Source organism: Burkholderia sp. AU33423, from assembly GCF_002223135.1.
Taxonomy (GTDB): domain Bacteria; phylum Pseudomonadota; class Gammaproteobacteria; order Burkholderiales; family Burkholderiaceae; genus Burkholderia; species Burkholderia lata_D.
The window spans coordinates 1,815,405-1,838,441 of record NZ_NKFH01000007.1 but is presented as its reverse complement, the minus strand read 5'-3'; the positions used below and the strand labels follow the sequence as shown (position 1 = coordinate 1,838,441).

Genomic DNA, 23,037 nt, shown 5'->3' with positions numbered 1-23,037 from the left:
ATTCAAATTCGAATTCGGATGAGTCGGTTCCACCTGCATGAGCCACGCGCGCATTCGGCATGCGGGACGGCCATTGCGGACGGAAGCGCGTAGTTTAACGGGGTGACGGAGATCGAGCAGCGGCGTCGGCGGTGATCAGCCCGGCGCTTGAGGCCGATTCGGGAGCCTGGACGTCACGCGGCAACCGGTCACGCGTCGTCGATGTGCCAGGCCGTGCCGATTGCCGACAACGCGCGGCCGATCGAGTCGAGCATCGCGTCCCGCGTCGGCCCGAGCGTCGTGACGAGGAAGAAGCCGTCTTCTTCAGTCGACAGGCCGATTAGCGGCCAGTTGCCAGAGGCGTCACGGACTTCAAGTTGTTGCCGGACGGGATCGATGTCAATGTCGTCATGCGCTTGCCGCAACGCATTCCCGATTGCATCGAATGCGTCGGCCGATGGGATCGTTTGGATGCGGTATTCGAAACTCATTTTCATGGGCCGGTTGGCGAGGCGGGCAGTCTAACGCGTGCCATGGGGCAACGCCCCGCCATGGGCGTGTGACAGGCGCTTACACGCCGTCGCGTTATAGTCATGCAGCCGTCGTCGCATGCGTCGAATCCCATGAGACGAACCAGAAGATCCATGTTGAATCGCTCAATGCTCGTCATTTCAGTCGCCGACTTCGCCGCGCTTTCTGGCGTCGCGCGTGCCGAAGCGCCATACGTCTAGACAAGCGAGGTCGCGCGCTGCCCTCGGATTGCTTCCCGCGACGTGCCGTATCAGGCGAGTGCTCGCCGGGCCGTGCGAAGCGGAGAGGTGACGGTCGGAGGCGTCGTGTTGCCGGACGGGACGGTGTCGGACGTGACGCTGCTGGAGGGCAGCGGGCACGCGGAACTCGACGCCATGGTGACTGCGGCGTTCACGCGCATTCACTGTACCGCCGACGAAGGCGCACGCCCGATTTGCATGAAGGAGAAGGTCACGTTCTCGCTGATGTAGCGAGCCGCCCGTATCGAGCTATCAGAGAGGGAAGCCATGAAAGAAGTGCCGTATTTCGCGCAATGGGAATCGTCGCATCTGGTTTCGCGGTTCGTGTCTCGCGAGCTGCGCTCGGAGGACGACCCGTTGTGGCATCGCTCCGGCGCGAGCACGCCGGAAGAATATGCGCAATGGAGCCCGAACATCTGCGGCATCGCGTGCCTGAAGATGCTGCTCGCGTACCGCTCGAACACGATCGTGCCGTTGCTCGAACTGATACGCGAAGCCGTCGGGTTCGGCGTCTATCGGCCCGAGCTCGGCGACACCGGCAAGCGCCTGCATTACCGGCCCTTCGTGCACTGGGTGCGCGAGCGGTACGGGATCGATGGCGATGTCGTGGAAGGGATCGATTCGGCCGCGCTCGAGCCGAAGCTGCGGGATGGCCACATGCTGATGGCATCGGTTCATCCCGGCATCCGGCACGACGGGTTCGAACCGCCGTCGCGCGGCGGGCATATGGTGCTCGTGTTCGGCGCGAACCGCGACACCGGCGACTGGCTGTTCCACAACCCGTCCGGGTTCGACGCGCGCACGCAGCAGAACGTGGCGATGCCGCGCGCGACGTTCGACCGCTATTTCGCGAACCGCGGCATCCTGATCGCCCCATAACGTTGCGTAGGCAACGAACCGTGCAGGCGAAGCATCAGGCGCCCGCCGCAACGGGCGCCCGCCCGATCACCGCTCGTTGCGCTTCTTGCTCAGTTCGATCGTCTCGAACAGCACGTAGTCGGTGGTCGGGTGCTGGTCGGCGCCCGGCGCGTGGTAGTAGCGCATCGTGATCGTCGTGTGGCCGCCCGGCTTGCCCGGGTCGTGGTCGAACACCGCGATCCCGTAACCCGTGCCCGTATCGCGGCGCGCGGACCAGATCGCATCCTCGAGCGCATCGGCCGGCGCGCGCACGAACGTATTCGGCGCCGTGCCCGGCACCGGCCGGTTCGGCTTCGTGAACACCTTCGCCCGCGCAAAGCCAGTCGCCGGGTTCTCGCCGTACACGTCGAGCGGCGCACTGGTACCGCCGCCGCCGAGGATCAGGTGGATCGTGCCGTGGCTCGTGTCGAACTTCGTGCGGTCCGGGTCGTTCGAGCCGACCGGACGCGGCTGCAGCGTCTCGACGACTTCGCCGGTCGTCGCATCGACACCCGCGCGGTGATTGCAGCCGCGCACCGGGTAGCTGCGCTCGTAGTCGTGATCGTGGCCGCACAGCACGAGGTCGACGCCGTAACGGTCGAACAGCGGCAGCCATGCTTCGCGAATGCCCTTGTCGGAACCGTTGCCCGTCTTCGACGAGCTGAGCGCGTCCTGGTGCATCTGCACGACGATCCAGTCGATGTCGTCGTCATGCGCGGCATGACGCAGCGTGTGTTCGAGCCAGCGCGTCTGCTCGCCGTTGCTGTAGCCGCGCACGTAGAACGACGTGCCGGGCTCGATCGGCGGGTGGCCCGTGCTCGCGGCCGGCACGAGCGGCGCGGGGCCGCCGACGAACGCGGCGGCGTCCTGGTACACGACATCGTCCGCATCGAGCGAGACGAACAGCACCGAGCTCACGCGGAAGCTGTACCAGCGGCCCTGGAAGCGCGTGCCGTTCTCCGGCAGCGTATAGCGCGCGAGATATGAGTCAAGCCCCTGCGGGCCGTTGTTGAACTCGATCTCGTGATTGCCCGGGCACGGCATCCACGGACGATTGGCGGCCGACGTCTGGTTGTTGTTGCCGAAATCGCGCCACACCTCGGGCTGATGCGCGGGGTTCAGATTCGCGTAGCAGAGGTCGCCGTTCAGCAGGTGGAACAGCGGCTGGAACTGCTCGACGGCCTGCACTGCGAAGCGGCTCTGCGGCGACGACAGCACCCATGCGCCGTTCGGCGTCGCGAGATCGCCGTAGCTCGTGAAGCGGAACGGTGCGCGGCCGCGCGGCGCGGTCGAGAAATTCGCGGAAAACGGCTGCGCGGCGTTGCTGTCGTTGTCGGCCGTGATCTCGTAGCGGTAGCGCGTGTTCGGCTTCAGCCCGTGCACGCGTGCGTGGTACGCGAATACCGTTTCGCCGTTCAGGCCGTCGGTGTACACGCGCTGGACGCCGTGCACGGTGCGCGCCGGCTCGCCGTCGGCGACGATGCGCGCGCGCGGATTGACGGCCGACGCGAGCGAGGCCCACGAGATCACGACTTCCGACGTCGGGTCGTTGCCCCACGTCAGGTGGACCTGTTCGGGCGTGCCGTCCGGGTTCGACGCGGCGGCCCTGGCTGCCGCGAGGCCACCGGCGGCGGTGGCGAGGCCGGATACGCCGGCGAATTTCAGGAAGCCGCGACGCGAGACGGACGCGGCCGGCTCGTTCGGCTGGATCGGGGAGTTGTCCTGGTTCGACATGGTCGGTGTTTTCGTGGGTGGAGACGCGAGATGTGGAACCGCCTGGCCGTGCGCGAGCATGGCCAGTGCGTGAGCCGGAAACGAGCGGGATCCCGGTGCGAGACATTGTCGAAGGGCAGTTTTGCCGGGTTGTGACAGCAGGGCAACCCCACGCGCGTGTCGGCACATGTCCGAGTGTGCGTATCACGGCATCCGGCCCGCGCAGGCGCGCATCCGGTTCGACCGAAATTTATTTGCAGACACCGCGACGGATTCCGTTCGCCCGCGCCGTTTAACGCATGAACGGCCGCTTCCGGTCGATACCCGCTACTTCGGAGTCTTACATGAAGCTTTCCATTCCATTGCGGTTCGCCGCGGCATGCGTGGCCGCGCTGGCGGCGTCGGCTGTCTTCGCGCAGGCCGTCATCGTCGCGCCTTACGCGCCGCCGGCGCCTCGCGTCGAAGTGGTGCCGGCGCCGCGCGCGGGCTATGTGTGGGACCAGGGCCACTGGCACTGGCGGCAGGGCCGCTACGTGTGGATTCCGGGCCACTGGCAAGTGGTGCGCGTCGGCTATCACTGGGTGCCGGGCCACTGGGCCGCGCGTGGTCCGGCGTGGCGCTGGGTGCCGGGTCACTGGGCCTGATGCGCATGCCGCCGCACGGCACGCGGTGCTGGCGCGGTGGCGCTTTCCCGCAACGTCATGAGGCGCAGCCATGCCTTTTCGAACCGTGGTGATACTCGCGGCCGCAGCTGTCGTGCTGGCCGGCTGTGTCGTGGTGCCGGCGCGTCCGGTCTATTACCGGCCCGCGCCGGTCGTCGTATATTGAGCACGCCGGCCGCCGCTCGCGCAAACGGGCGGCCGGCACCCGATCGACCCGGTCGCCATGCAGCCTGAAACGGATGCCGATGAAACGGACCTTGCCGAGGCCGTGCGCGATGCGCGCGGCGATCACGAACCGCCAGTGCGGCGGGGCCGGGTAATGGCGCGGCGCATGCAAGGAGAGCACGACGATGAGCTTCAGTCTGCCGGCGGGCGCATCGACGATCGCGCCGCGGCACAGACGCGCGATGCGCTGGAGCGCCCCGCGTTGAGCGACGGCGATCCGGACGCAGCCCTGGTCGCACGGGTCGGCGCGCGCGACGCGTCGGCCGTGCGCATGCTCGTCGCGCGCAAGCTGCCGCGACTGCTCGCACTCGCGACGCGCATGCTCGGCGACCGCACGGAAGCCGAGGACGTCGCACAGGAGACGTTCTTGCGGATCTGGAAACAGGCACCGGGCTGGCGCGAAGGCGAGGCACGGTTCGACACGTGGCTGCATCGCGTCGTGCTGAATCTGTGCTACGACCGCTTGCGCGGCCGCCGCGAGGAACCGGTCGACGTGTTGCCCGACGTGGCCGATCCGCAACCGGAGCCGGCCACGCGCGCGGAGGCCCGCTCGCGCGACGCGCGCGTGCGGCAGGCGCTCGCGGCGCTGCCGGCGCGGCAGCGCGAAGCGCTCGTGCTCCAGTACTATCAGGAAATGTCGAACGTGGAGGCGGCCAACCTGATGGGCATTACCGTCGACGCGCTGGAAAGCCTGCTTGCACGTGCGCGGCGAAACTTGCGCGCGCAACTGGCGGGCGACTCACCTAGCGAGGACATCCGATGACACCCGAACGATTTCGTACCATCGTCGCCGCGTACGGCTCGGATGCGCGGCGCTGGCCGGACGGCGAGCGCGCGGCCGCCGAGGCATGGGCGCGCGCGCATCCGGGCGACGCATTGGCCGCGCTGGACGAGGCCGCCGAACTCGATGCGTGGCTCGCCAACGATACGGTCGCACCGCCCGCGCCGGCGCTCGTCGAGCGCATCGTCGCGACGGCACCCGCGGCGCGGCGCGCGCGGCGGCGGCGGGGCACCGTGTGGTGGTCGGGCGCGGCATTCGCGGGCGTGGGCCTGGCCGGCGCGCTCGCGGGTGCGGTGGCCGTGTCGATGCTGATGCTCGGCAGCGTGCCGCCTGCGCATGAGCCGGGCTATCTGACTACGACGTTCGGTGGGCCGAGCGTGGACTGGAGTGATGAATGAGTGAGCGTGGCTGGAAATTCGTCCTCGTCGGTTCGGTCGTGCTGAACGTATTCATGCTCGGCGCGATCGGCGGCGGGGCGTATCAGTGGTTTTCGACGCATCGCGACCTGCGGGCGGCGGGAGCACCTGCGTCGCACACCGCATTGCGTTTCGCCGCGGACGAATTGCCGGACGCGCGCCAGCAGGAATTCGTTGCAGCGCTGAAGGCGGCGCGCAAGGACGGCCGCGATTTCGCGCGGGAGGGGCGCGACGATCGGATCACCGTGCTGGACCTGCTCGCCGCGCCGCAACTCGATCGCACGGCGATCGACGCGGCGCTCGACCGCACGCGTGCGGCCGATACCGCGCTGCGTGCGCAGGTCGAGCGCAGCGTCGTCGATTTCGCGGCGACGCTCACGCCGGACGAGCGCGCGAAGTTCGTCGACGGGTTGCGGCGTAGCGGGAACTGGCGGCTGCCGCCGAAGTGGCAGAAGAAGCAAGGGGACGCGGCGAGCAAGTAAGCCAACGCCGCGCGGGCAACCTGCGGCGGCGTGCCTTTTCAGTGGTGCGCAACGCGTACGCGGAAGGTGGGTCGGCAATGCCTGCAGGCTGAACTTCGGCAACGGATCGCAAGGGGCAACCGCGACTTCGCTGCGCGGCGCGCACGTTCAGCGTGCAAGCATCCACGCGGAGATCGCGTCGACCACGCCGCTCTCCAGACCATTGAAGCCGTGATAGGCAGACGCCTCGCACGGACCGCCCTGGGACCTGCCGCCCGACACGATCATCAGTTCGGCCTTCGGAGACTGCTCCAGCTTCTTCAGCAGCGTATCCGTTTCGGATACCGGACAATGTTTGCAGCCGTCATTCTGGTGGTGAACGACGAGCACCGGAATCGTGAGGCTGGCCAGGTTCATGTCCGTCACCGCGGTACCGCCTTGCTCTTCGCGGAGGATGGTGGACGTCAGCACGAGACCGTCGGGCCCGCCGCCGCCGGCCAGCGCAATCGCAATGGCGGCGGCGGACTGGGTGCCGCGGCTCGTCCCGACCAGCCAGACAGGTACATGGAGTTGCTCCTTCAACCACGCAATCACGGCGCGTGCGTCGTCGGCGTGTTCCTTCGAGAGTCGAAAGCCGTCGAGGTAGGGCGCGGATTGCCGGTCGCTCGGCGCATCGATGACCGCGACCGCGATGCCGTCATTCACGAATATCTGCCGGCTGCGGACGAGAAAATTGCCTGCGCCCCATCCGAACCGGCCGGACGATTCCAGTTGCAGCCCGCCATGTCCGCCGGCATAGAGAATGGCCGCGGCCTTCGGCGCGTCCGGCGCGATGAAGAGAAACCGCTGAGTCACGCCGGGGCGCGTCGGAATATCGACGACCTTGGGCGGGTTCTGCGCATGGGCCGCATAGCCGTGCAGTGTCAGCGCGATGGCAAGCAGCCACGCACGGGTCGAGCGCGGGGGCGGACGCATCGAACCGAAGCAAGGAAACCGCGCACGCAAGCTGAAGGGAAGAGGGGGCATCATAGTGGTGGCCGGTGCATTCCGCAGCGGCAGGCCGGAATGCGGCAGCTTCTCCTGGTCAATGAAGTGGCGCCACGTCGACGCGAGGTGTGCCGAGCCGTGGTTGCCCGAGCGCTCGTCTTCGTTCCGACGCGCGGCGTTCAATGCGATTCGACGAACTGAATGATTTCTCCGTTGTCGCGCTTGAGATAGCGGTCGTCGCCCTTCACGCGAACGTCGTTGCGCGAGTACGGGATCTTGCGGCCCTTGCTGCAGACCTTGCCAACCTCGGCGTTCCAGTCGCCGTGATCGGCGAACCTCCGGCTCGACGTGAAATCGTAGTCGCTGCCATTGCCGTACTGGACATGCCACTGGGTACCGTCCGCCAGTTCGATGTCGCATGCCTTGCCCGCGGACGTTGCTGGATATCCGATGCAGCAGGCGTGGTGGAACCGTCGGGAAAGGCCGATTGATCGGCGAAAGCGATAGCGGGAGCCGGCAGCGGGATGGCGAGCACCTTGGTCATGATGGGTCTCCGGTTGTACCGATTTTTACTCGCGGGCGAGACGACGAGACTGCCGTGACGCGGGGGCGATACGCTTTCTCGAGTCTGGCGTTGGTTCAGGGAAGCGCAAATGCCCAGCCGGCCCAATGCGGAGGCATGGTGCAGTTCCCGGGATTCCTGTGACGATTGCCCGGGTGTGATACGGGCCGGCCACGCTCATCCGTTCAGGATGCCGGTTCGATCCCGTGGCGTTTCATCACGGACTTCACCTTCTCCGGATCCGGTGGGCCGTCCGCGACCAACACCCCGGCCATCTCGCGGAAATAGTCGGGCCCGATGTTGGCGGGCGTAAACACCACGAGCGCACGAACGGGGACATTGCCCGGATTGGAGAAGTGATGAACGCTGCCGCGGGGCGAGAAGCAATGATCGCCCGCGTTCAGCACGCGTACGCTGTCGTCGACCCGGTAGGTCAGCGAACCCTCCACGATGCGGATCGTTTCGTCGACGTCGACATGGCGATGCGGCGGCGGGACTTTCGAGAACGGCTGGACGATCATTTCCGCCATTGCCATATGGCCGGCGGTGTCCGTGCCATCGACCAGGAACTGCATCGACAGCGAGCCAATGGTGATCAGTTCGTGACGTGTCAAATTCATCGCGAAACTCCGTCGGGTCAGGGCAAATCGTCATTCGGGCCTGCTGTATCGGCACCGGGATGCGGTGTGCACCGGATCATGCTCTATCTCGCCCATGACAAACGCAGGCACGGGTGTGGCGCGTGCCGCAGAAGCCGGGTCACGTTCGTCGACGAGCAACGGCTGGCTGCCGCGATGACGCCGCAGAGCGCAATCGTGGATCAGCGGCATAGCCCTCACGCGTCATTGCATGGCGCACGCAACCCGCGCCCGGGTGCTCTCGGAATTGTGGCAACGCCGAATGGCCATATCAATGCTCCATTTGCCTACCGGCCGTGTTTCCGGACGATCGACTGCCGGAACAACGCAAGCATCCGGTTCTCCTTCGGGCGTTAAGCACCTCATGAAAACCGGGTTGCTGAGCGTTGATAGGGCCCGACGGTCGAACGTGTCCTTCTCCGCAGTCAACAGTTCGACGCATCGCCAGTGAATGGCTGTCTTCTGAAAGCCAGTAGCAAGCCGCACGTTCCGGGACCATCACGGAGAAATATTCATGTTTCCGCCGACGGATTTTCCGCCGACCGACGTTAAACACGGGTACGCATCGCGAGAACCCCGTCATGGACCACCCGAACGACATCACACCGGCCGCCATCGCGCTGAACCGTTTCGGTCTCGGCGCGCGGGCCGACGAAGCGCCGCCGGCGGACCCGAAGGCAGCGCTCGTCGCGCAATTCGACCGCTACGACGCGCGGCCGGCCGCGTGGGCCGGCGAGCCCGACGCGGTCGCGCTCGCGACACGCTTCGCGAACGCACGCAATGCGATGACGGCCAACGATTCCGCGACTAAGCGCGCGACCGAGCAGTCGATCCGGCGTGACGGCAACGACACGTATCGCAGCGCCGTCGTCGCGCGGCTGAACAGCGCGCTGATCACGCCTGCGCCGTTCGTCGAGCGTCTCGTGCATTTCTGGGCGAACCATTTCGCGGTATCGGTCGACAAGGGGCCGGTGGCGGCCTATGCGGGCGCGTTCGAACGCGACGCGATCCGCCCGCACGTGCTCGGCCGTTTCGAGGACATGCTGGTTGCCGTCGAACAGCATCCCGCGATGCAGCTCTTTCTCGACCAGGCGCGCTCGGTCGGCCCCGACAGCCCGGCCGCGCTGCGTGCCGAAGCACGCAATCCGTCGGCCAGGCGCGGGCTCAACGAGAATCTCGCGCGCGAAATCATGGAACTGCACACGCTCGGCGTACGGACGGGATACACGCAGGCCGACGTGACGGAATTCGCGCGAGCGCTGACCGGCTGGAGCATCGCCGGCGGACGCGGCCCGCAGCCCGGCGATGCGGCGCCCGGTGCGTTCGTGTTTCGCCCGAAACTGCACGAGCCCGGTGTGCGGACCGTGATGGGGCGCAGCTACGACCAGCCCGGCGAAGCGCAGGCGCGCGCGATCCTGCACGACCTCGCGCATTCGGAGGCGACCGGCCGGCATATCGCGTTCCAGCTGGCCCGTCATTTCGTCGCCGACAATCCGCCGCCCGCGCTGACCGACCGGCTCGCCCGTGCGTTCGATGCGAGCGGCGGCGATTTGCCGACCGTCTATCGCGCGCTCGTCGATGCGCCCGATGCGTGGTCGCCGGTCAACCGCAAGTTCAAGACGCCGTGGGAGTGGGCCGTGTCGTCGCTGCGCGGGCTGGGCTGGCACGACACGGGCGACCTGAAGGCCGCGCCGCTGCTCGCGCAGCTCGGCCAGCCGGTGTGGCGGCCCGGCTCGCCGGCCGGTTACGACGACGTTGCCGCGAGCTGGGCCGCGCCCGACGCGCTCGTGCGCCGCGTCGAACTCGCGCAGCGGCTGGCCGCGCGCACGGGCGACCGGCTCGACCCGCGCACGCTCGGCAACACGCTGCTCGCCGGATCGTTGAGTGCGCCGACGGCGACCGCGCTGTCGCGCGCCGAAAGCGCGACCACGTCGCTCGCGCTGTTGCTCGTCTCACCCGATTTCCAACGGAGATGACCATGGCACTGTCCCGCCGAAAATTCCTGAGCGTGGCGGCCGCCGGCGCAGGCGCGATCCTCGTCGCGCCACGGATCGTGTTCGCGAACGTCGAGACCGATCGGCGCTTCGTGTTCGTGATCCAGCGCGGCGCGGCCGACGGCCTGAACATCGTCGTTCCGTATGCCGAGCCCGCGTATGCGTCGCTGCGCGGCCCGCTGGCGATCGACACGTCGGCCGCGACGCGGCTCGACGGCACGTTTGCGCTGCATCCGTCGCTCGTGCAGACCGCGCAGTTGTACCGCGACGGCCAGGCACTGTTCGTTCATGCGATTGCATCGCCGTATCGCGACCGCTCGCATTTCGACGGCCAGAACGTGCTCGAGACGGGGGGACGCGCGCCGTACCAGGTGAAGGACGGGTGGCTGAACCGGCTCGCCGCGCTGCTGCCGGCCACGCGCGAAAGCGCGATCGCGTTCGCGCCGACCGTGCCGCTCGCGTTGCGCGGCACCGTGCAGGCTGCGTCGTACGCGCCGTCCGGTTTGCCGGCCGCGCCGGACGACCTGCTCGCACGCGTGTCGGCGCTCTACGAGGCCGATGCACAGCTCGGCCCGTTGTGGCAGTCGGCGATGGACGCGCGCGGCCTCGCCGGCGATGCGCATGCGCGGCAGGATCCGGCGGGCGTCGGCAAGCTCGCCGCGACGTTCCTCGCGCGCGACGACGGCCCGCGCATCGCGATGATCGAGACGGGCGGCTGGGACACGCACAGCGCGCAGAACGCACGGCTCGCGAATCAGCTGAAAGCGCTCGACACGATGCTCGCCGCGTTGCGCGACGGCCTCGGGCCCGCGTGGCAGCAAACCACGGTGCTGGTCGCAACCGAGTTCGGTCGCACGGCGGCCGCGAACGGCACGGGCGGCACCGATCACGGGCAGGCATCCGTCGCGATGCTGGCGGGCGGCGCGGTCGCGGGCGGCCGCGTGATCGCCGACTGGCCGGGGTTGCGGCCGGGCTACCTGTACGAAGGGCGCGACCTGAAACCGACCGCGTCGCTCGACGCGTTGATCTCGGGCGCCGCCGCCGACAGCCTGCGGCTCGATCCGCGCCGTACCGCGTCCGCGCTGTTTGCGGAAAGCGGTACGACGCGGCCGATGAGCGGGCTGATTCGCGGAACCGCGTGACGCGCGACGTTGCCGCTTCCGCAATGAATCCATTCACTACACAAAAGGGAGAATCCAGGATGATCAAGATCCGATCCGTTTCGCTCGCCATGCTGGTGACGGCCAGTGCGGCGCTGATGTCCGCGTGCGTGGTCGAACCCGTGCGGCCGCCGCAGCCGGCGCCCGTCGTGGAGGTACCGACGCCGATGCCTGCACCGGGCTATCGCTGGGCGAAAGGGCATTACCGGTGGGCCGGCAATCACTGGGCGTGGGTGCCCGGGCATTGGGTGGGCGTGTACTGACCACGCGAGGCGTGACGTAGCGTGTGGCGAGGGCGCCGGGATGCGGAGCAGCGTATTGAAATGCGACGCGCGTTGACCTAATCTGCCGGGTTCCGGCGACGGGCGTGCCCGCTCGCCCGTCACGGCTGGCCGATCCCTGGCCGCCGTCTTCTTCGTTACGGCACCCACATGAAAGCATGGCTCGTTGCGTTGGCCGTCGCGGCCGGCATGACCGGCGCGCACGCCGCGTCGTTCAACTGCGCGAAAGCATCCACGTTCGTGGAGCGCGAAATCTGCGCCAATCCGACGTTGTCGCGTCTCGACGATGCGCTCAACGCGGATTACCAGCACATGCTCTACGACTTCGGCAACTATCCGGTCGAGGATCCGCCCGAGTACGAGCAGTTCATGGCGACGCAGAGGGCGTGGCTGAAGGCGCGTAACCGCTGCACGACGACGCAGTGCCTGGTCGACAGTTACCGCAAGCGCATCAATGTGCTGTGCGGCCAGATCGATGTGCCGGAGAAGAGCGACCGCGCGAAATGCCGCAGCAATGGCGGCCTGGGCGGGCTCGAACTCGATCACTGAGCGCGGACACGTCGCGCGAGCCGGAATCCGTCAGGCGCGGTGCGCGCCTACCACCCGATCCGGTGCTTCTCCTCCGTCTCGCGATGCCGCCAGTCGTCGTCCGCGTGCAGGTACTGGCTCGTCGTTGTGAGCGACACGTGGCCGAGGTTGTCGCGCACGAGCCGCAGGTCGACGCGGCCGTCGGCCATGTGCGAGCCCGCGCTGTGGCGCAGCCAGTGCGCGGACGCCTGTTCGAGCACGCGCGCCTGCTGCTCGCCGGCTTCGCCGTTCGCACGCAGCCGGTCGGCCGCGTGCCGGAATACCTGCTTCACGATCCGGTGCAGCGCCGCGCGCGTGAGCGGCTTGCGCGCCTGGCCGACCGGCAGCACGAGCGGCGTGGCCTCGCCGTCGGACGGCAACGCGGGCAGGCCGTGCGCGCGCCGGTAGCGCGACAGCTCGGCCATCATTTCGTCGGTGGCCGGCACGAGCCGCTGCCGGCCGCCTTTGCCCGTCACGTCGAGCCACCAGCGGTCGCGCCCGTCCGCGTCGCGACGGCAGAAGAACTGGCCCATCGTCGTATCGGCCGCTTCGGTGATGCGCAGCCCGCCGAGATACAGCAGCGTGAACAGCCAGCGCGCGCGATCCGCATGAAAGCCCGCCCGCGCGTCGTCGCGCGGCATCGCGGCGATCGCGTCCTTGACCGACTGCCACAACGGCTGCCCGAGATGGCGCGTGACGCGCGGCGCGGGCCGGCGCTGCCGCTGCCGCGACAACGCGAGCGGATTGCCGGCCAGGTAGCCGGCCTGCACGAGCCACGAGAACATCACGTTCAGGATCACCAGCGCCTGCCGCTGGCTGGCCGCCGACAGCGGCCCGTAGAACGGCCGCCAGCGCGGATCGTCGCGCGGATGCTTGCGCCCGCCGTTCGCGCACCACAGCTCGGCGGGCGCAGGTGCGAGCAGGAACTGGCGGTAGACGACCAGGTCTTCGTGCGTGAGCGACGACAGCGGCTTGCCGCACGCGATCACGGCCCACAGCAGCAGGCGTTCGGCTTCCTTGCGGTAGTTCTGGAACGTGGTCGGCGTATCGACGAAGCGGGCGAGCCACGCGCGCACCGCGTCCAGGTCGTTGGTCGCGGCAATCTGCGGATGAGTGCTGCTCGAGCGATTGGTGCCCGTGCGTCCGTCGAGCGCGGCCGGCACGGTCAGCGCATCGATCGGCAGCGGGCGCAACGCGGTGTCGGACGGAACGGGTGCGGTCATGCGGAGCGGGGGGCGCTGCGCGGATCGTACGCAGGGAGCCGGGCGGACGAACGCAGCGCGATCAGGCATATCGGGAAGCGCCGATGGTACACGATCGCCGCACGACGAACCTGCCGGCAACGATCGCTTCACTCAGCCGGCGGCACGCGGTTCGGCAACGTCCCGACGAACATCGCCTGTCGCGTGATGCCGATCAGCGAAAGAACCGCTGCATGGGCGACCCGCTGGCGGCGATGAACGCGGGCGAGCCCACTCACCGTAACGTGATGATTCGCAAGCGACATCCGGCGAACGATGGGCAGATCGATGGCTGTAAGCTGTTTGTGAACTTTCTCGTCGCACCGATCGTCTAATCGGCCCTCCAACGCTTCCAGAGGAACACCCGATGATTCGCCCATCCAGAATGCTGCTCGGCGCGGCCGTCATTGCCGGTAGCACGCTCCTCGCCGGATGCCAGACCGACGCGGTCGCCACGGCGCCGAACACGGTGCGCCCGGCCGACAGCAAGCCGGTGACCAAGACCGTGTATGTCGCGCCGCAATCCGCGCGCTGCACGGGCGTCGCGCCGATGGAGTGCCTGCAGGTGCGCAACGGCCCGAACGAGCCGTGGAGCCTGTGGTACGCCGGCATCGAAGGCTTCGCGTATCAGCCCGGCTACCTGTACACACTCGAAATCGATGAATACCACGTTGCGCTGCCGCCGGCCGACGGCTCGTCGATCCGCTGGGTGCTCAAGCGTGTCGTCGAGCGCCGCCAGGTGAACTGACGGCCGCGCTCACGCGGACGGGCGCGCGGCCGCGCTGGCCGGCGGCGCGGCCGTATCGATCCGCCGGAACACGATGGACGACAGCAGTGTCACCACGCCCATGCACGTGAACGACAGCATGAACCCGTGCGCCATCGAGCCCCAATAGTCGGCAAACAGGTTGACGAGGCCGCCGCCGATCGACACGCCGAGCCCCATCGCCAGCATCTGCATCATCGTGAACAGGCTGTTGCCGCTGCCGGCGTCGGCATGCGACAGTCCCTTCAACGTCACGCCGTTCATCGCCGCGAACTGCATCGAGTTCGCCGCGCCGAACACGATCAGCAGCGCGCCTTCCAGTAGCGGCGCGGGCCGCGCCGACACCAGCGCGAACCCCGCGATCGCGCACCCGACGATTCCCGTATTCACGACCAGGAACGCCGCGTAGCCGAAACGCTTCACGAGCGGCGCGATCCAGCGTTTCGCGATGACGCCTGAAATCGCGGCCGGCAGCATCATCAGCCCCGACTGCAGCGGCGTATAGCCGAGCTGCACCTGCATCAGCAGCGGCAGCATGAACGGCACGGAGCTGGTGCCGATCCGGCACAGCAGGTTGCCGAGCAGGCCCGAGCCGAAGTTCGGCTCGCGGAACAGCCCGAGCCGGAACAGCGGCTGCGCACGCCGTCGCGCGTGCGGCAGGTACGCAAGCGCGCTCGCCAGCCCGACCACGGCGAGCCCGGCCGCCCACGCGGCGCGATGCGCGGGCATCGGCGGGTCGATTGCGAGCGACAGCGCGATCATCGCGACCGACAGCAGCGCACAGCCGACGAAGTCGAACGGCGGCGGCTGTTGCGCCTGGTCGTGCGGCAGGTAGCGCTGCACGGCGACGAAGCCGACCACGCCGACCGGCACGTTGACGATGAACACCCAGTGCCACGAAATCGCCTGCGTGAGCCAGCCGCCGAGCGTCGGCCCGACGATCGGCCCCAGCTGGCCGGCGATCGACACGAACGCGATCGCCGCGACGTACTGTTCGCCCGGCACGCGGCGCAGCACGGCGAGCCGGCCGATCGGCAGCAGCATCGAGCCGCCGATGCCCTGCAGCGCGCGCGCGGCGACGAGCTGGCCGAGCGTATGCGACGCCGCGCAGCCGATCGATGCCAGCACGAACACGAGAATCGCGAGCGAGAACACGCGGCGCGTGCCGAACCGGTCGGCGAGCCAGCCGGACGCCGGCGTGAGCATCGCCATCGTCAGCGTATAGACGACCACGACGGGTTGCATCGCGAGCGGCGACGCATGCAGGCTTTGTGCGATCGAAGGCAGCGCGGTGTTGACGATCGTCGTGTCGAGCGACTGCATGAAGAATGCAGCGGCGACGATCCAGAGCAGCGCGGCGTGTGTGGGTTCCCGGGACATGGCGAAATCGGTGGCGCAAAGGCCGGCGCGGGTGGCGCCTTCACGCGGTTGCGCGCGGCGCCTGCCGGTCTCCAAGCGCACGATGGTACCGATTCCGATGGTCATCGGGAAGCCGCCTTAAGACGTTGACTGTCATCGGCAATGCCGATGACAATGCACCATGCTCAATCCCGTCTGGCTCAACACGTTCGCGACCGTCACGAACTGCCGCAGCTTCACCGAAGCAGGCCGGCAGCTCGGGCTCAACCAGTCGAGCGTCAGCGAACATATCCGTCGTCTCGAAGAGAGCGTCGGCCGGCGGCTGTTCGTGCGCGACACGCATTCGATCGCGATGACGGCCGACGGCGAGGCGCTGCTCGTGCATGCGAACGTGATCCTGCAGGCGCTGAACCGCGCGGAATCGCAATTCCGCAAGCCGAGGCTCAAAGGGCGGGTGCGCCTTGGCGCGCCGGACGACCTCGCGCTCGTCGCGTTGCCGGACGTGCTCGCCGGGTTTCGCGCCGCGCATCCGGACGTCGCGCTGGAGATCACCACCGGGATGACGAGCCGGCTCTACGAAGGGCTGGACGCGGGCGCGCTCGACCTGATGATCGGCAAGCGGCGGCTCGGCGAGCGGCGCGGCACGCCGCTCTTGCGCACGCGGCTCGAATGGGTCGCGCGGCCCGGCACCATCGTCGATCCGGAGCGGCCGCTGCCGCTCGTGCTGGTCGCCGAGCCGAGCGTGACGCGCGCGATCGTCCTGAACGCGCTCGCGGAGAAGGGGATCGGCTGGGAAGTCGTGTGTTCGAGCGGCAGCCAGCCGGGCTGCATCGCGGCCGCGCGCGCGGGGCTCGGCCTGACCGCGACGTCGCACTATCTGTCGACGCGCGGGCTCGCGCCGCTGGTCAACGGCGACGCGCTGCCCGTGCTGCCCGACATCGAATTCATCGCGCTGGCCGCGAAGCGGCTCAGCCAGCCGGCGCGCACGCTGCTCGAATTGCTCGAAGCGAGCGACCTGAGCACGCCGGGCGCGGACGCCTAGCGGGCTCGCCGCGCACGAGGCGCCCGTATCCGGCGCCCGCGCGGCGTGCCGTCATGCGGCCCGTTTCTGCGAAATCACGAGCAATGCGCCGTTCTTGTCCTCCAGCACCGCGCGGTATTCGTGCGGCCCGGCCTGCACGGGCACGCGCACCGACGCGCCGGCCTTTACCACGCGCGCCATCGCCGCATACAGGTCGTCGTCCTCGTCGACGCGCAGCGTGAGCGCCGCGCGCTCGACGATCTGCTCGTCGCCCGCGACCAGCGCGATCGTCAGCGGGCCGCCGTCGAGCGCGCAATAGCGGTCGCCGTCGCGAAACTTCACGTTCAGGCCCAGCCCGTCGACGAACAGCGGCAGCGCCGTGTCGATGTCGTCGACCGGATACAGCAGCATCGATACCTTCATTCCCGCTCTCCCTTGTTGTTGGTCGGCGCGCGCCACGCGCCACGCGCCCGCCGTTCGATGCTAGCGCGCCGGTCGCGCGCTCACGCAGTCCGATCGGATGACGGTGAAACCCCTCTGTCCCCGCCGGCGCGCCCGTACTCCGAACAGACGATGCCCGCGCCCGTCCGCGCGCCGACACTCCCATTCGTGGACCGTCGCGCTTCGTCCGTATCGTGCGGGCGGGCTGTACGACTCCGACTCGTCCAACAACCATGGAGACGCACGCAATGAAGTTTTCCCTCATCTACGAAGCCCAGACCACCGACGCATCGCGCGAGGGCGACCACCGGGTGTTCAAGGAGACGGTCGAACAGGCGCTGCTCGCCGAGCAGGTCGGCTTCGACACGATCTGGTGCGTGGAGCACACGTCGCTGACCAACTATGCGCACATGAGCGCGCCGGAAACCTTCCTTGCGTACCTGGCCGGCCGCACGACGCGCATCGGCCTGGGCCACGGCGTCGTGTGCCTGCCGCCGGCGATGAACCACCCGATCAAGGTCGCGGAGCGCGTCGCGCTGCTCGACATCCTGTCCGGCGGCCGCGTGCATTTCGGCGTCGGCAAGGGCGGCAGCCAGCAGGAAGCCGGCGCGTTCGGCTACGACCTCAACGAACTGCAGCCGATGATCGACGAATCCATGTACCTCGTGCCGAAGATGTTCGTGCAGGACGAAATCGAGCACGACGGCAAGTACATCAAGATTCCGAAGCGTCCGATCCACCCGAAGCCGTTCCAGGATCCGCATCCGCCGATGTACCTCGCGTGTACCAACACCGACGCGCTGCTGCGCGCCGGCCAGCGCGGGATGGGCGCGCTGGTGCTCGGCTTCGGCGGCCCCGACGAAGTCGCGAAGAAGAACGCCGTGTACCGCGAAGCGTGGGCGAACCGCAAGCCGGAAGACCAGGTCGGCTTCCGCCCGACCCAGCACCTCGCGGCGCTCTGCCCGACGGTCGTGATGGCCGACGGCCAGGCCGCCCGCAAGATCGGCATCCGCGGCCAGCGCTACTTCATGGAATCGCTCGCGTACTGGTACACGGGCGGCGAGCGTCCGGACCCGGCGAAGTGGGGCGACGACCTCGTGCAGGCCGATACCGGCGAGATGGTGATCCGCTCGCGCTTCGCATCGGAGGAAGTCGTCGTGAACTTCGCCGATCCGGCGCTCGCGATGATGAACCCGAACCACGCGTACGGCACGGTGGACGACTGCATCGGCTATGTCGGCCGCCTGCAGGAAGCCGGCGTCGACGAAGTGCTGTTCCTGTGCCAGATGGGCACCGTGCCGCACGACGCGCAGATGGAGACCATCCGCAACATCGGCGAACACGTGATCCCGTTCTTCAACCGCGAGAAGGAGCGCGCCTGCGCGTGATGCACCGGGCCGCGCCCGTCGTCCGGTCGGACGATGCGGTGCGGTCGCGCGAAGCCGACCATCGGTGGTGGCGAGCATCGCCCGCGGCCACGCCGCGCCGGACAACTTTGAACGAGAGCGGGGCCCGCGCCGCGGCGCATCACCCGCTTCACAGGAGACATTCGTGCATCGCGACAACGATTCGAACGCACTGGCCGCCACGCTGATCGCCCGGGCCGAGGCACTGGCGCCGACACTGGCCGGCCGCGCCGCGCAGGCGGACGCGCAGGGCCGCATCCCGGCCGAGACGATCGCCGACATGCAGGCCGCCGGCTTCTTCAAGGTGCTGCAGCCGAAGCGCTACGGTGGCTACGAGCTCGATCCGCAGGCGTTCTTCGATATCCAGATGGCGCTCGCGCGCGGCTGCATGTCGACCGCGTGGGTGTACGGCGTCGTCGGCGTGCACAACTGGCAGCTGGCGCTGTTCGACGCACGCGCGCAGCAGGACGTGTGGGGCGACGACCCGGCGACGCTGATCGCGTCGACCTACATGCCGGTGGGCCGCGTGACGCAGGTCGACGGCGGCTTCCGCCTGTCGGGCCACTGGAAGTTCTCGAGCGGCAGCGAACTGTGCGAATGGGTGTTCCTCGGCGCGCTGGTGCCGCCGGCCGACGCCGGCCAGCCGCCCGAATACCGCACCTTCCTGCTGCCGAAAGCCGACTACCGGATCCAGCAGGACTGGGACGTGCTCGGCCTGCGCGCGACGGGCAGCCACGACATCGTCGTCGTCGACGTGTTCGTGCCCGCGTACCGCACGCACAAGGCGATCGACGGGATGATGGGCACGAGCCCCGGCCTGGCCGTCAACGACGCGCCGCTGTTCAAGCTGCCGTTCGCGCAGATCTTCGTGCGCGCGGTGTGCACGTCGTGCATCGGTGCGCTGCAGGGCGCGCTCGACGATTTCACCGGGTATGCGGCGACGCGCGTGTCGGCCAACAGTGGTGCGAAGACGACCGACGATCCGGGCGCGCAGAACGCGTGTGCGAACGCAGCCGTCGCGATCGACGAGATGCAGGTGCTGCTCAAGCGCAATTTCGCGGAACTGATGGCGTCCGTCACCGGCGGCCCGGCCGTGTCGATCGAGCGCCGCGTGCATTTCCGCTACCAGTCCGCACAGGTCGCCGAGCGCTGCGCGCAGGCCGCGAACGCGCTGCTGCGCTACGCGGGCGGCAACGGCATCTATCACCGCAATCCGCTGGTGCGCCGCTTCCTCGACCTGCATGCAGCCCGCGCGCACTACGCGAACAACGTGGACCGCTTCGGCCAGAACCTCGGCGCCGTGATGCTCGGCCGCGAGAACACCGACTTCTTCATCTGACGAGGCCGCGATGAACGACCCGCAAGCACAGCAATACGAGTTCGACGTGGTGGTCGTCGGTTCGGGCGCGGGCGCGCTGCTCGCCGCGTGCCGCGCGGCCGACCGCGGCCTGTCCGTCGTCGTGATCGAGAAGTCGGCGCTGTACGGCGGCACGTCGGCCGTCTCCGGCGGCGGCATCTGGGTGCCGTGCAACCACCATATCGCCGAGCTCGGCGCGACCGATTCGCGCGAGGCCGCGCGCGGCTACATCGAAGCGTGCGTAGCCGGGGAATCGACGCCGGAGAAGATCGACACGTATCTCGACCGCGCGCCGGAGATGCTGCGCTACCTGGAATCGAAGACGCCGGTGCGTTACCAGTCGCTGCCGAAATACGCGGACTATTTCCAGAAGGTGCCGGGCGCGATGCCGGGCTACCGCGCGCTCGATCCGATGCCGTTCGACGGCGGGCTGCTCGGCGACGAACTCGACCGGCTGCGACCGGCGTCGCCCGGCACGCTGATCGGCGGGCGCGTGGCGGTGACGTCGAAGGAGGCGCACACGCTGTTCTCGCGCGGGCCCGGCTTCATGAAGCTCGCGATCGCGCAGTTCGGCCGCTACTGGCTCGATATCGGGATGCGCCGCCGCACGCGGCGCGACCGGCGCCTGACGCTCGGCAATGCGCTGATCGGCGGGCTGCGCCGTGCGCTGCTCGACCGCAACGTGCCCGTGTGGCTCGACACGCCGATGCGCGACCTGCTCGACGTGGACGGCCGCGTGACGGGCGTGCGCGCGCAGCGCTTCGGGCAGCCGGTGACGATTGTGGCGCGGCGTGGCGTGATCCTCGGCGCGGGCGGTTTCGAGCGTAACCAGCCGATGCGCGAGCGCTACCTGCCGCAGCCGACGCAGGCGCAGTGGAGCGCGACGCCGCCGGCCAACACCGGTGATGCGATCGCCGAAGGCCACCGGCTCGGCGGCGCGCTGGCGCTGATGGCGCACGTGTGGGGCGCGCCGACGGTCGCTGTCGCCGGCGAGGAGAAGCAGCGCGCGCTGTTCGTCGAACGCAACCTGCCGGGCTGCGTGATCGTGAACCGCCTCGGCAAGCGCTTCGTCAACGAAGCCGCACCGTATTCCGAATTCGTGCCGGCGATGTACCGCGACCATGCGCGCACTGGCGCAAGCGTGCCGGCCTGGATGGTGTTCGACGCGCGGTTTCGCCGCAAGTATCCGTGCGGGCCGATCATGCCGGCGTCGATGATGCCCGATTCACGGATTCCGGCCGCGTTCCGCGACGTGATCGTGAAGGCCGACACGATCGACGCGCTGGCCGCACGCATCGGCGTCGACGCGGCCGGCCTGCACGACACGCTGCGCGACATGGCGCGCTATGCGGCAACCGGGATCGACGAGGCGTTCGGCAAGGGCGACAACCTGTTCGACACGTACTACGGCGATCCGCGGAACAAGCCGAACCCGTGCCTCGGGGCGGTCGACCAGGCGCCGTTCTACGCGGTGCGGATCGACGCGGGCGACATCGGCACGAAGGGCGGGCTCGTCACCGACGTGCACGCCCGCGTGCTGCGCGCCGACGGCGAGCCGATCGACGGCCTGTACGCGATCGGCAACACCAGCGCATCGATGATGGGCGCGAGCTACCCCGGCGCGGGCTCGACGCTCGGTCCGGCGATGACCTTCGGGTATCTCGCCGCCGACCACCTGGCTGCTCGCGCAGCCGACGCCGGCGGCCGGCCCGCCCGGCCCTCCACGACTGAACTTGACGGAGTCCAATGATGAGCGATCTCACCCCCCATCCGCTGCGCACCGACATGCTGCTCGCGATGCGCCGCCTCGCGCGCTCCGTCACGGTCATCAGCAGTGCGCACGACGGCCGGCGCTACTCGATGTCCGCGACGGCGGTCGATTCGCTGTCGACCGATCCGCCTTCGCTGCTGATCTGCATCAATCGCAGCGCGTCGCTGTATCCGCCGCTCGACGCGGGCGCCGGGTTCTGCGTGAACGTGTTGTCGGCGGCCCACGAAGGCATCGCGATCGACTGCAGCGGCCGCCTGAAGGGCGAGGCGCGCTTCACGACCGGCGACTGGCACACGTCGGCGCTCGGCGTCCCGTATCTGCGCGACGCACAGGCGAGCCTCGTGTGCGAGCAGGACGGCCGCTTCGAGTACGGCACGCATACGGTGTTCATCGGGCGCATCCGCGAGGTGCTGATGAGCGGCGACGTCGATCCGCTCGTCTATCTCGACGGCGCCTACACGGCGCCCGGCGCGCCGGTGGCCCGTGCGGCCGCGTGACGTGAGGAGCCGGCCATGAGCGATTCGCGCTTCCATCGGCTGACCGTGGCCGACGTGATTGCCGAAAGCGACGACGCGTGCTCGTTCGTGTTCGACGTGCCGGCCGCGTTGCGCGACGCATTCGCGTACCGGCCCGGTCAGTTCCTGACGCTGAACGTGCCGTGCGCGGACGCGACCGTCGCGCGCTGCTATTCGCTGTCGAGCGCGCCCGGCATCGACGCCGCGCCGAAGATCACCGTCAAGCGCGTGCGCGACGGCCGCGCGTCGAACTGGCTGTGCGACCGCGCGAAGGTGGGCGATGCGCTCGACGTGCTGCCGCCGGCCGGCGTGTTCACGCCGCGCACGCTCGACGGCGACCTGCTGCTGTTTGCGGGCGGCAGCGGCATCACGCCGGTGCTGTCGATCCTGAAATCGGCGCTCGTGCACGGACGCGGGATGCTGACGCTGATCTACGCGAACCGCGACGAACGTGCGGTGATTTTCCGCGCCGAGCTGCAGCAGCTTGCGCAGCGCCATCCGGGCCGCGTGCGCGTGATCCACTGGCTCGACAGCGTGCAGGGCATCCCGCAGCAGCGCCATCTCGAGGAACTCGCGCGGCCGTTCAGCCAGCAGGAGACGTTCATCTGCGGGCCCGCGCTGTTCATGGAGAACGCGCTGGCCGCGATGCTCGGCCTCGGGTTGCCGCGTTCGCGGGTTCATGTCGAGCGTTTTGCATCGCTGCCTGATGTACCGGCATCGGCACCGGCGGATACGACGGCGTCGAGCGTCGCAGCGGCGGCCTCGGCATCCGGCGATGGCGCGGCGATCGAAACGGTGCTCGACGGCGACGCGTTCGCGTTCGACAGCGCCCCCGGCGAGACGCTGCTCGACGCGATGCTGCGCGCGGGCGTGCCGGCGCCGAATTCCTGCCGGATGGGGCAATGCGGCGCGTGCATGTGCCGGATCGAGCGCGGCGAGGTCGCGCTCGACAGCAACCACGTGCTCGACGACGACGAGATCGCGGCCGGCTGGACGCTCGCCTGTTGCGCACGGCCCGCGAGCGACGCGCTGCGCGTGGTGTTTCCCGACTGAGCCGTCGCGCGCCG

At 68.7% G+C, this 23,037-nt stretch carries 26 protein-coding genes; 19 read left to right on the top strand and 7 right to left on the bottom strand.

Annotated features, from left to right (window positions below; translation table 11 throughout):
* Window positions 1–188: 188 nt before the first annotated feature.
* Complete coding sequence (locus tag CFB50_RS26890) at window positions 189–476, bottom strand: hypothetical protein (protein WP_089447797.1); 288 nt, start codon at window positions 474–476, stop codon at window positions 189–191.
* 276 nt (window positions 477–752) lie between these two features.
* Between CFB50_RS26890 and CFB50_RS26885 the strand changes: the two genes are divergently transcribed.
* Both CFB50_RS26885 and CFB50_RS26880 read left to right on the top strand, forming a co-directional pair.
* Complete coding sequence (locus tag CFB50_RS26885) at window positions 753–980, top strand: energy transducer TonB (protein ID WP_256979289.1); 228 nt, start codon at window positions 753–755, stop codon at window positions 978–980.
* A 36-nt stretch (window positions 981–1,016) separates the two neighbouring features.
* A complete protein-coding gene (locus CFB50_RS26880; RefSeq protein WP_089447795.1) occupies window positions 1,017–1,628 on the top strand; it encodes a C39 family peptidase in 612 nt (203 codons plus the stop codon).
* 66 nt (window positions 1,629–1,694) lie between these two features.
* Here the strand turns inward: CFB50_RS26880 and CFB50_RS26875 are convergent, their stop codons facing one another.
* On the bottom strand, window positions 1,695–3,380 hold the full coding sequence (locus CFB50_RS26875; RefSeq protein WP_089447794.1) for a purple acid phosphatase family protein: 1,686 nt from the start codon (window positions 3,378–3,380) through the stop codon (window positions 1,695–1,697).
* Window positions 3,381–3,703: 323 nt separating this feature from the next.
* Here CFB50_RS26875 and CFB50_RS26870 point away from each other — a divergent pair, with 323 nt between their 5' ends.
* From CFB50_RS26870 to CFB50_RS26855, 4 genes are all read left to right on the top strand, one after another.
* Window positions 3,704–4,003: a YXWGXW repeat-containing protein gene (locus tag CFB50_RS26870; protein ID WP_089447793.1), complete on the top strand. Its 300-nt coding sequence runs from the start codon at window positions 3,704–3,706 to the stop codon at window positions 4,001–4,003.
* Window positions 4,004–4,244: 241 nt separating this feature from the next.
* Window positions 4,245–5,009 carry an RNA polymerase sigma factor gene (locus CFB50_RS26865; RefSeq protein WP_089447792.1) on the top strand — a complete coding sequence of 255 codons (765 nt, stop codon included), beginning with the start codon at window positions 4,245–4,247 and terminating at the stop codon, window positions 5,007–5,009.
* Window positions 5,006–5,425 (top strand): hypothetical protein, encoded by a 420-nt coding sequence (locus CFB50_RS26860; protein ID WP_069251724.1) that lies wholly within the window; start codon window positions 5,006–5,008, stop codon window positions 5,423–5,425. Before CFB50_RS26865 ends, CFB50_RS26860 begins: the two co-directional genes overlap by 4 nt.
* The gene (locus CFB50_RS26855; protein ID WP_089447791.1) at window positions 5,422–5,925 is read left to right on the top strand and encodes a periplasmic heavy metal sensor; all 504 of its coding nucleotides are present in this window, start codon (window positions 5,422–5,424) and stop codon (window positions 5,923–5,925) included. Before CFB50_RS26860 ends, CFB50_RS26855 begins: the two co-directional genes overlap by 4 nt.
* Window positions 5,926–6,072: 147 nt before the next feature.
* On the opposite strand, the gene CFB50_RS26850 is transcribed toward CFB50_RS26855, so the two are convergent.
* The gene (locus CFB50_RS26850; protein ID WP_256979288.1) at window positions 6,073–7,074 is read right to left on the bottom strand and encodes an alpha/beta hydrolase; all 1,002 of its coding nucleotides are present in this window, start codon (window positions 7,072–7,074) and stop codon (window positions 6,073–6,075) included.
* On the opposite strand from CFB50_RS26850, the gene CFB50_RS39000 reads away from it, so the two are divergent.
* Window positions 7,074–7,382: a hypothetical protein gene (locus CFB50_RS39000; protein ID WP_144020697.1), complete on the top strand. Its 309-nt coding sequence runs from the start codon at window positions 7,074–7,076 to the stop codon at window positions 7,380–7,382. The genes CFB50_RS26850 and CFB50_RS39000 overlap by 1 nt on opposite strands.
* 256 nt (window positions 7,383–7,638) lie before the next feature.
* Here CFB50_RS39000 and CFB50_RS26845 read toward each other — a convergent pair whose 3' ends face one another.
* Window positions 7,639–8,028: a cupin domain-containing protein gene (locus tag CFB50_RS26845; protein WP_235986475.1), complete on the bottom strand. Its 390-nt coding sequence runs from the start codon at window positions 8,026–8,028 to the stop codon at window positions 7,639–7,641.
* A 644-nt stretch (window positions 8,029–8,672) separates the two neighbouring features.
* Here CFB50_RS26845 and CFB50_RS26840 point away from each other — a divergent pair.
* The 4 genes from CFB50_RS26840 (at window position 8,673) to CFB50_RS26825 (ending at window position 12,075) form a co-directional block, all read left to right on the top strand.
* Complete coding sequence (locus CFB50_RS26840) at window positions 8,673–10,067, top strand: DUF1800 domain-containing protein (protein WP_089447789.1); 1,395 nt, start codon at window positions 8,673–8,675, stop codon at window positions 10,065–10,067.
* Between the two features lie 2 nt (window positions 10,068–10,069).
* Window positions 10,070–11,227, top strand: coding sequence for a DUF1501 domain-containing protein (locus tag CFB50_RS26835; RefSeq protein ID WP_089447788.1), 1,158 nt, complete (start codon window positions 10,070–10,072; stop codon window positions 11,225–11,227).
* Between the two features lie 62 nt (window positions 11,228–11,289).
* A complete protein-coding gene (locus CFB50_RS26830) occupies window positions 11,290–11,508 on the top strand; it encodes a YXWGXW repeat-containing protein (protein WP_089448426.1) in 219 nt (72 codons plus the stop codon).
* 168 nt (window positions 11,509–11,676) lie between these two features.
* Window positions 11,677–12,075 (top strand): lysozyme inhibitor LprI family protein, encoded by a 399-nt coding sequence (locus tag CFB50_RS26825; protein WP_089447787.1) that lies wholly within the window; start codon window positions 11,677–11,679, stop codon window positions 12,073–12,075.
* Between the two features lie 47 nt (window positions 12,076–12,122).
* Here CFB50_RS26825 and CFB50_RS26820 read toward each other — a convergent pair whose 3' ends face one another.
* On the bottom strand, window positions 12,123–13,316 hold the full coding sequence (locus tag CFB50_RS26820; RefSeq protein WP_089447786.1) for a tyrosine-type recombinase/integrase: 1,194 nt from the start codon (window positions 13,314–13,316) through the stop codon (window positions 12,123–12,125).
* An 83-nt stretch (window positions 13,317–13,399) separates the two neighbouring features.
* Between CFB50_RS26820 and CFB50_RS26815 the strand changes: the two genes are divergently transcribed.
* A complete protein-coding gene (locus tag CFB50_RS26815) occupies window positions 13,400–13,669 on the top strand; it encodes a hypothetical protein (RefSeq protein WP_089447785.1) in 270 nt (89 codons plus the stop codon).
* 32 nt (window positions 13,670–13,701) lie between these two features.
* Window positions 13,702–14,082 carry a DUF4377 domain-containing protein gene (locus CFB50_RS26810; protein WP_089447784.1) on the top strand — a complete coding sequence of 127 codons (381 nt, stop codon included), beginning with the start codon at window positions 13,702–13,704 and terminating at the stop codon, window positions 14,080–14,082.
* 9 nt (window positions 14,083–14,091) lie between these two features.
* Here the strand turns inward: CFB50_RS26810 and CFB50_RS26805 are convergent, their stop codons facing one another.
* On the bottom strand, window positions 14,092–15,480 hold the full coding sequence (locus CFB50_RS26805) for a DHA2 family efflux MFS transporter permease subunit (RefSeq protein ID WP_089448425.1): 1,389 nt from the start codon (window positions 15,478–15,480) through the stop codon (window positions 14,092–14,094).
* Window positions 15,481–15,640: 160 nt separating this feature from the next.
* On the opposite strand from CFB50_RS26805, the gene CFB50_RS26800 reads away from it, so the two are divergent.
* Entirely contained in the window at window positions 15,641–16,501 is an 861-nt protein-coding gene (locus tag CFB50_RS26800; protein ID WP_089447783.1) for a LysR family transcriptional regulator, read from the top strand.
* Between the two features lie 51 nt (window positions 16,502–16,552).
* Here CFB50_RS26800 and CFB50_RS26795 read toward each other — a convergent pair whose 3' ends face one another.
* A complete protein-coding gene (locus tag CFB50_RS26795) occupies window positions 16,553–16,903 on the bottom strand; it encodes a VOC family protein (protein ID WP_011355015.1) in 351 nt (116 codons plus the stop codon).
* Between the two features lie 266 nt (window positions 16,904–17,169).
* Here CFB50_RS26795 and CFB50_RS26790 point away from each other — a divergent pair, with 266 nt between their 5' ends.
* From CFB50_RS26790 to CFB50_RS26765, 5 genes are all read left to right on the top strand, one after another.
* Window positions 17,170–18,309 (top strand): LLM class flavin-dependent oxidoreductase, encoded by a 1,140-nt coding sequence (locus CFB50_RS26790; protein ID WP_069252948.1) that lies wholly within the window; start codon window positions 17,170–17,172, stop codon window positions 18,307–18,309.
* A 163-nt stretch (window positions 18,310–18,472) separates the two neighbouring features.
* Complete coding sequence (locus CFB50_RS26780; protein ID WP_089447782.1) at window positions 18,473–19,666, top strand: acyl-CoA dehydrogenase family protein; 1,194 nt, start codon at window positions 18,473–18,475, stop codon at window positions 19,664–19,666.
* A 10-nt stretch (window positions 19,667–19,676) separates the two neighbouring features.
* The gene (locus CFB50_RS26775) at window positions 19,677–21,434 is read left to right on the top strand and encodes an FAD-dependent oxidoreductase (protein WP_089447781.1); all 1,758 of its coding nucleotides are present in this window, start codon (window positions 19,677–19,679) and stop codon (window positions 21,432–21,434) included.
* On the top strand, window positions 21,434–21,952 hold the full coding sequence (locus CFB50_RS26770; protein ID WP_089447780.1) for a flavin reductase family protein: 519 nt from the start codon (window positions 21,434–21,436) through the stop codon (window positions 21,950–21,952). The genes CFB50_RS26775 and CFB50_RS26770 overlap by 1 nt, the downstream gene beginning before the upstream one ends.
* 15 nt (window positions 21,953–21,967) lie before the next feature.
* Window positions 21,968–23,023 (top strand): ferredoxin--NADP reductase, encoded by a 1,056-nt coding sequence (locus CFB50_RS26765; protein WP_089447779.1) that lies wholly within the window; start codon window positions 21,968–21,970, stop codon window positions 23,021–23,023.
* The last annotated feature ends 14 nt before the right edge of the window (window positions 23,024–23,037 follow it).

Excerpts from the sequence above, each read along its gene's own strand:
- CFB50_RS26840 (WP_089447789.1), top strand. The coding sequence starts at position 8,673 with ATGGACCACCCGAACGACATCACACCGGCCGCCATCGCGCTGAACCGT.
- CFB50_RS26775 (WP_089447781.1), top strand. The coding sequence starts at position 19,677 with ATGAACGACCCGCAAGCACAGCAATACGAGTTCGACGTGGTGGTCGTC.
- CFB50_RS26855 (WP_089447791.1), top strand. The coding sequence starts at position 5,422 with ATGAGTGAGCGTGGCTGGAAATTCGTCCTCGTCGGTTCGGTCGTGCTG.
- CFB50_RS26815 (WP_089447785.1), top strand. The coding sequence starts at position 13,400 with ATGGTACACGATCGCCGCACGACGAACCTGCCGGCAACGATCGCTTCA.
- CFB50_RS26790 (WP_069252948.1), top strand. The coding sequence starts at position 17,170 with ATGAAGTTTTCCCTCATCTACGAAGCCCAGACCACCGACGCATCGCGC.
- CFB50_RS26875 (WP_089447794.1), bottom strand. The coding sequence starts at position 3,380 with ATGTCGAACCAGGACAACTCCCCGATCCAGCCGAACGAGCCGGCCGCG.
- CFB50_RS26880 (WP_089447795.1), top strand. The coding sequence starts at position 1,017 with ATGAAAGAAGTGCCGTATTTCGCGCAATGGGAATCGTCGCATCTGGTT.
- CFB50_RS26860 (WP_069251724.1), top strand. The coding sequence starts at position 5,006 with ATGACACCCGAACGATTTCGTACCATCGTCGCCGCGTACGGCTCGGAT.
- CFB50_RS26825 (WP_089447787.1), top strand. The coding sequence starts at position 11,677 with ATGAAAGCATGGCTCGTTGCGTTGGCCGTCGCGGCCGGCATGACCGGC.
- CFB50_RS26865 (WP_089447792.1), top strand. The coding sequence starts at position 4,245 with ATGCAGCCTGAAACGGATGCCGATGAAACGGACCTTGCCGAGGCCGTG.
- CFB50_RS26870 (WP_089447793.1), top strand. The coding sequence starts at position 3,704 with ATGAAGCTTTCCATTCCATTGCGGTTCGCCGCGGCATGCGTGGCCGCG.
- CFB50_RS26890 (WP_089447797.1), bottom strand. The coding sequence starts at position 476 with ATGAAAATGAGTTTCGAATACCGCATCCAAACGATCCCATCGGCCGAC.
- CFB50_RS26795 (WP_011355015.1), bottom strand. The coding sequence starts at position 16,903 with ATGAAGGTATCGATGCTGCTGTATCCGGTCGACGACATCGACACGGCG.
- CFB50_RS39000 (WP_144020697.1), top strand. The coding sequence starts at position 7,074 with ATGCGATTCGACGAACTGAATGATTTCTCCGTTGTCGCGCTTGAGATA.
- CFB50_RS26770 (WP_089447780.1), top strand. The coding sequence starts at position 21,434 with ATGAGCGATCTCACCCCCCATCCGCTGCGCACCGACATGCTGCTCGCG.
- CFB50_RS26805 (WP_089448425.1), bottom strand. The coding sequence starts at position 15,480 with ATGTCCCGGGAACCCACACACGCCGCGCTGCTCTGGATCGTCGCCGCT.
- CFB50_RS26765 (WP_089447779.1), top strand. The coding sequence starts at position 21,968 with ATGAGCGATTCGCGCTTCCATCGGCTGACCGTGGCCGACGTGATTGCC.
- CFB50_RS26820 (WP_089447786.1), bottom strand. The coding sequence starts at position 13,316 with ATGACCGCACCCGTTCCGTCCGACACCGCGTTGCGCCCGCTGCCGATC.
- CFB50_RS26810 (WP_089447784.1), top strand. The coding sequence starts at position 13,702 with ATGATTCGCCCATCCAGAATGCTGCTCGGCGCGGCCGTCATTGCCGGT.
- CFB50_RS26845 (WP_235986475.1), bottom strand. The coding sequence starts at position 8,028 with ATGCAGTTCCTGGTCGATGGCACGGACACCGCCGGCCATATGGCAATG.
- CFB50_RS26835 (WP_089447788.1), top strand. The coding sequence starts at position 10,070 with ATGGCACTGTCCCGCCGAAAATTCCTGAGCGTGGCGGCCGCCGGCGCA.
- CFB50_RS26800 (WP_089447783.1), top strand. The coding sequence starts at position 15,641 with ATGCTCAATCCCGTCTGGCTCAACACGTTCGCGACCGTCACGAACTGC.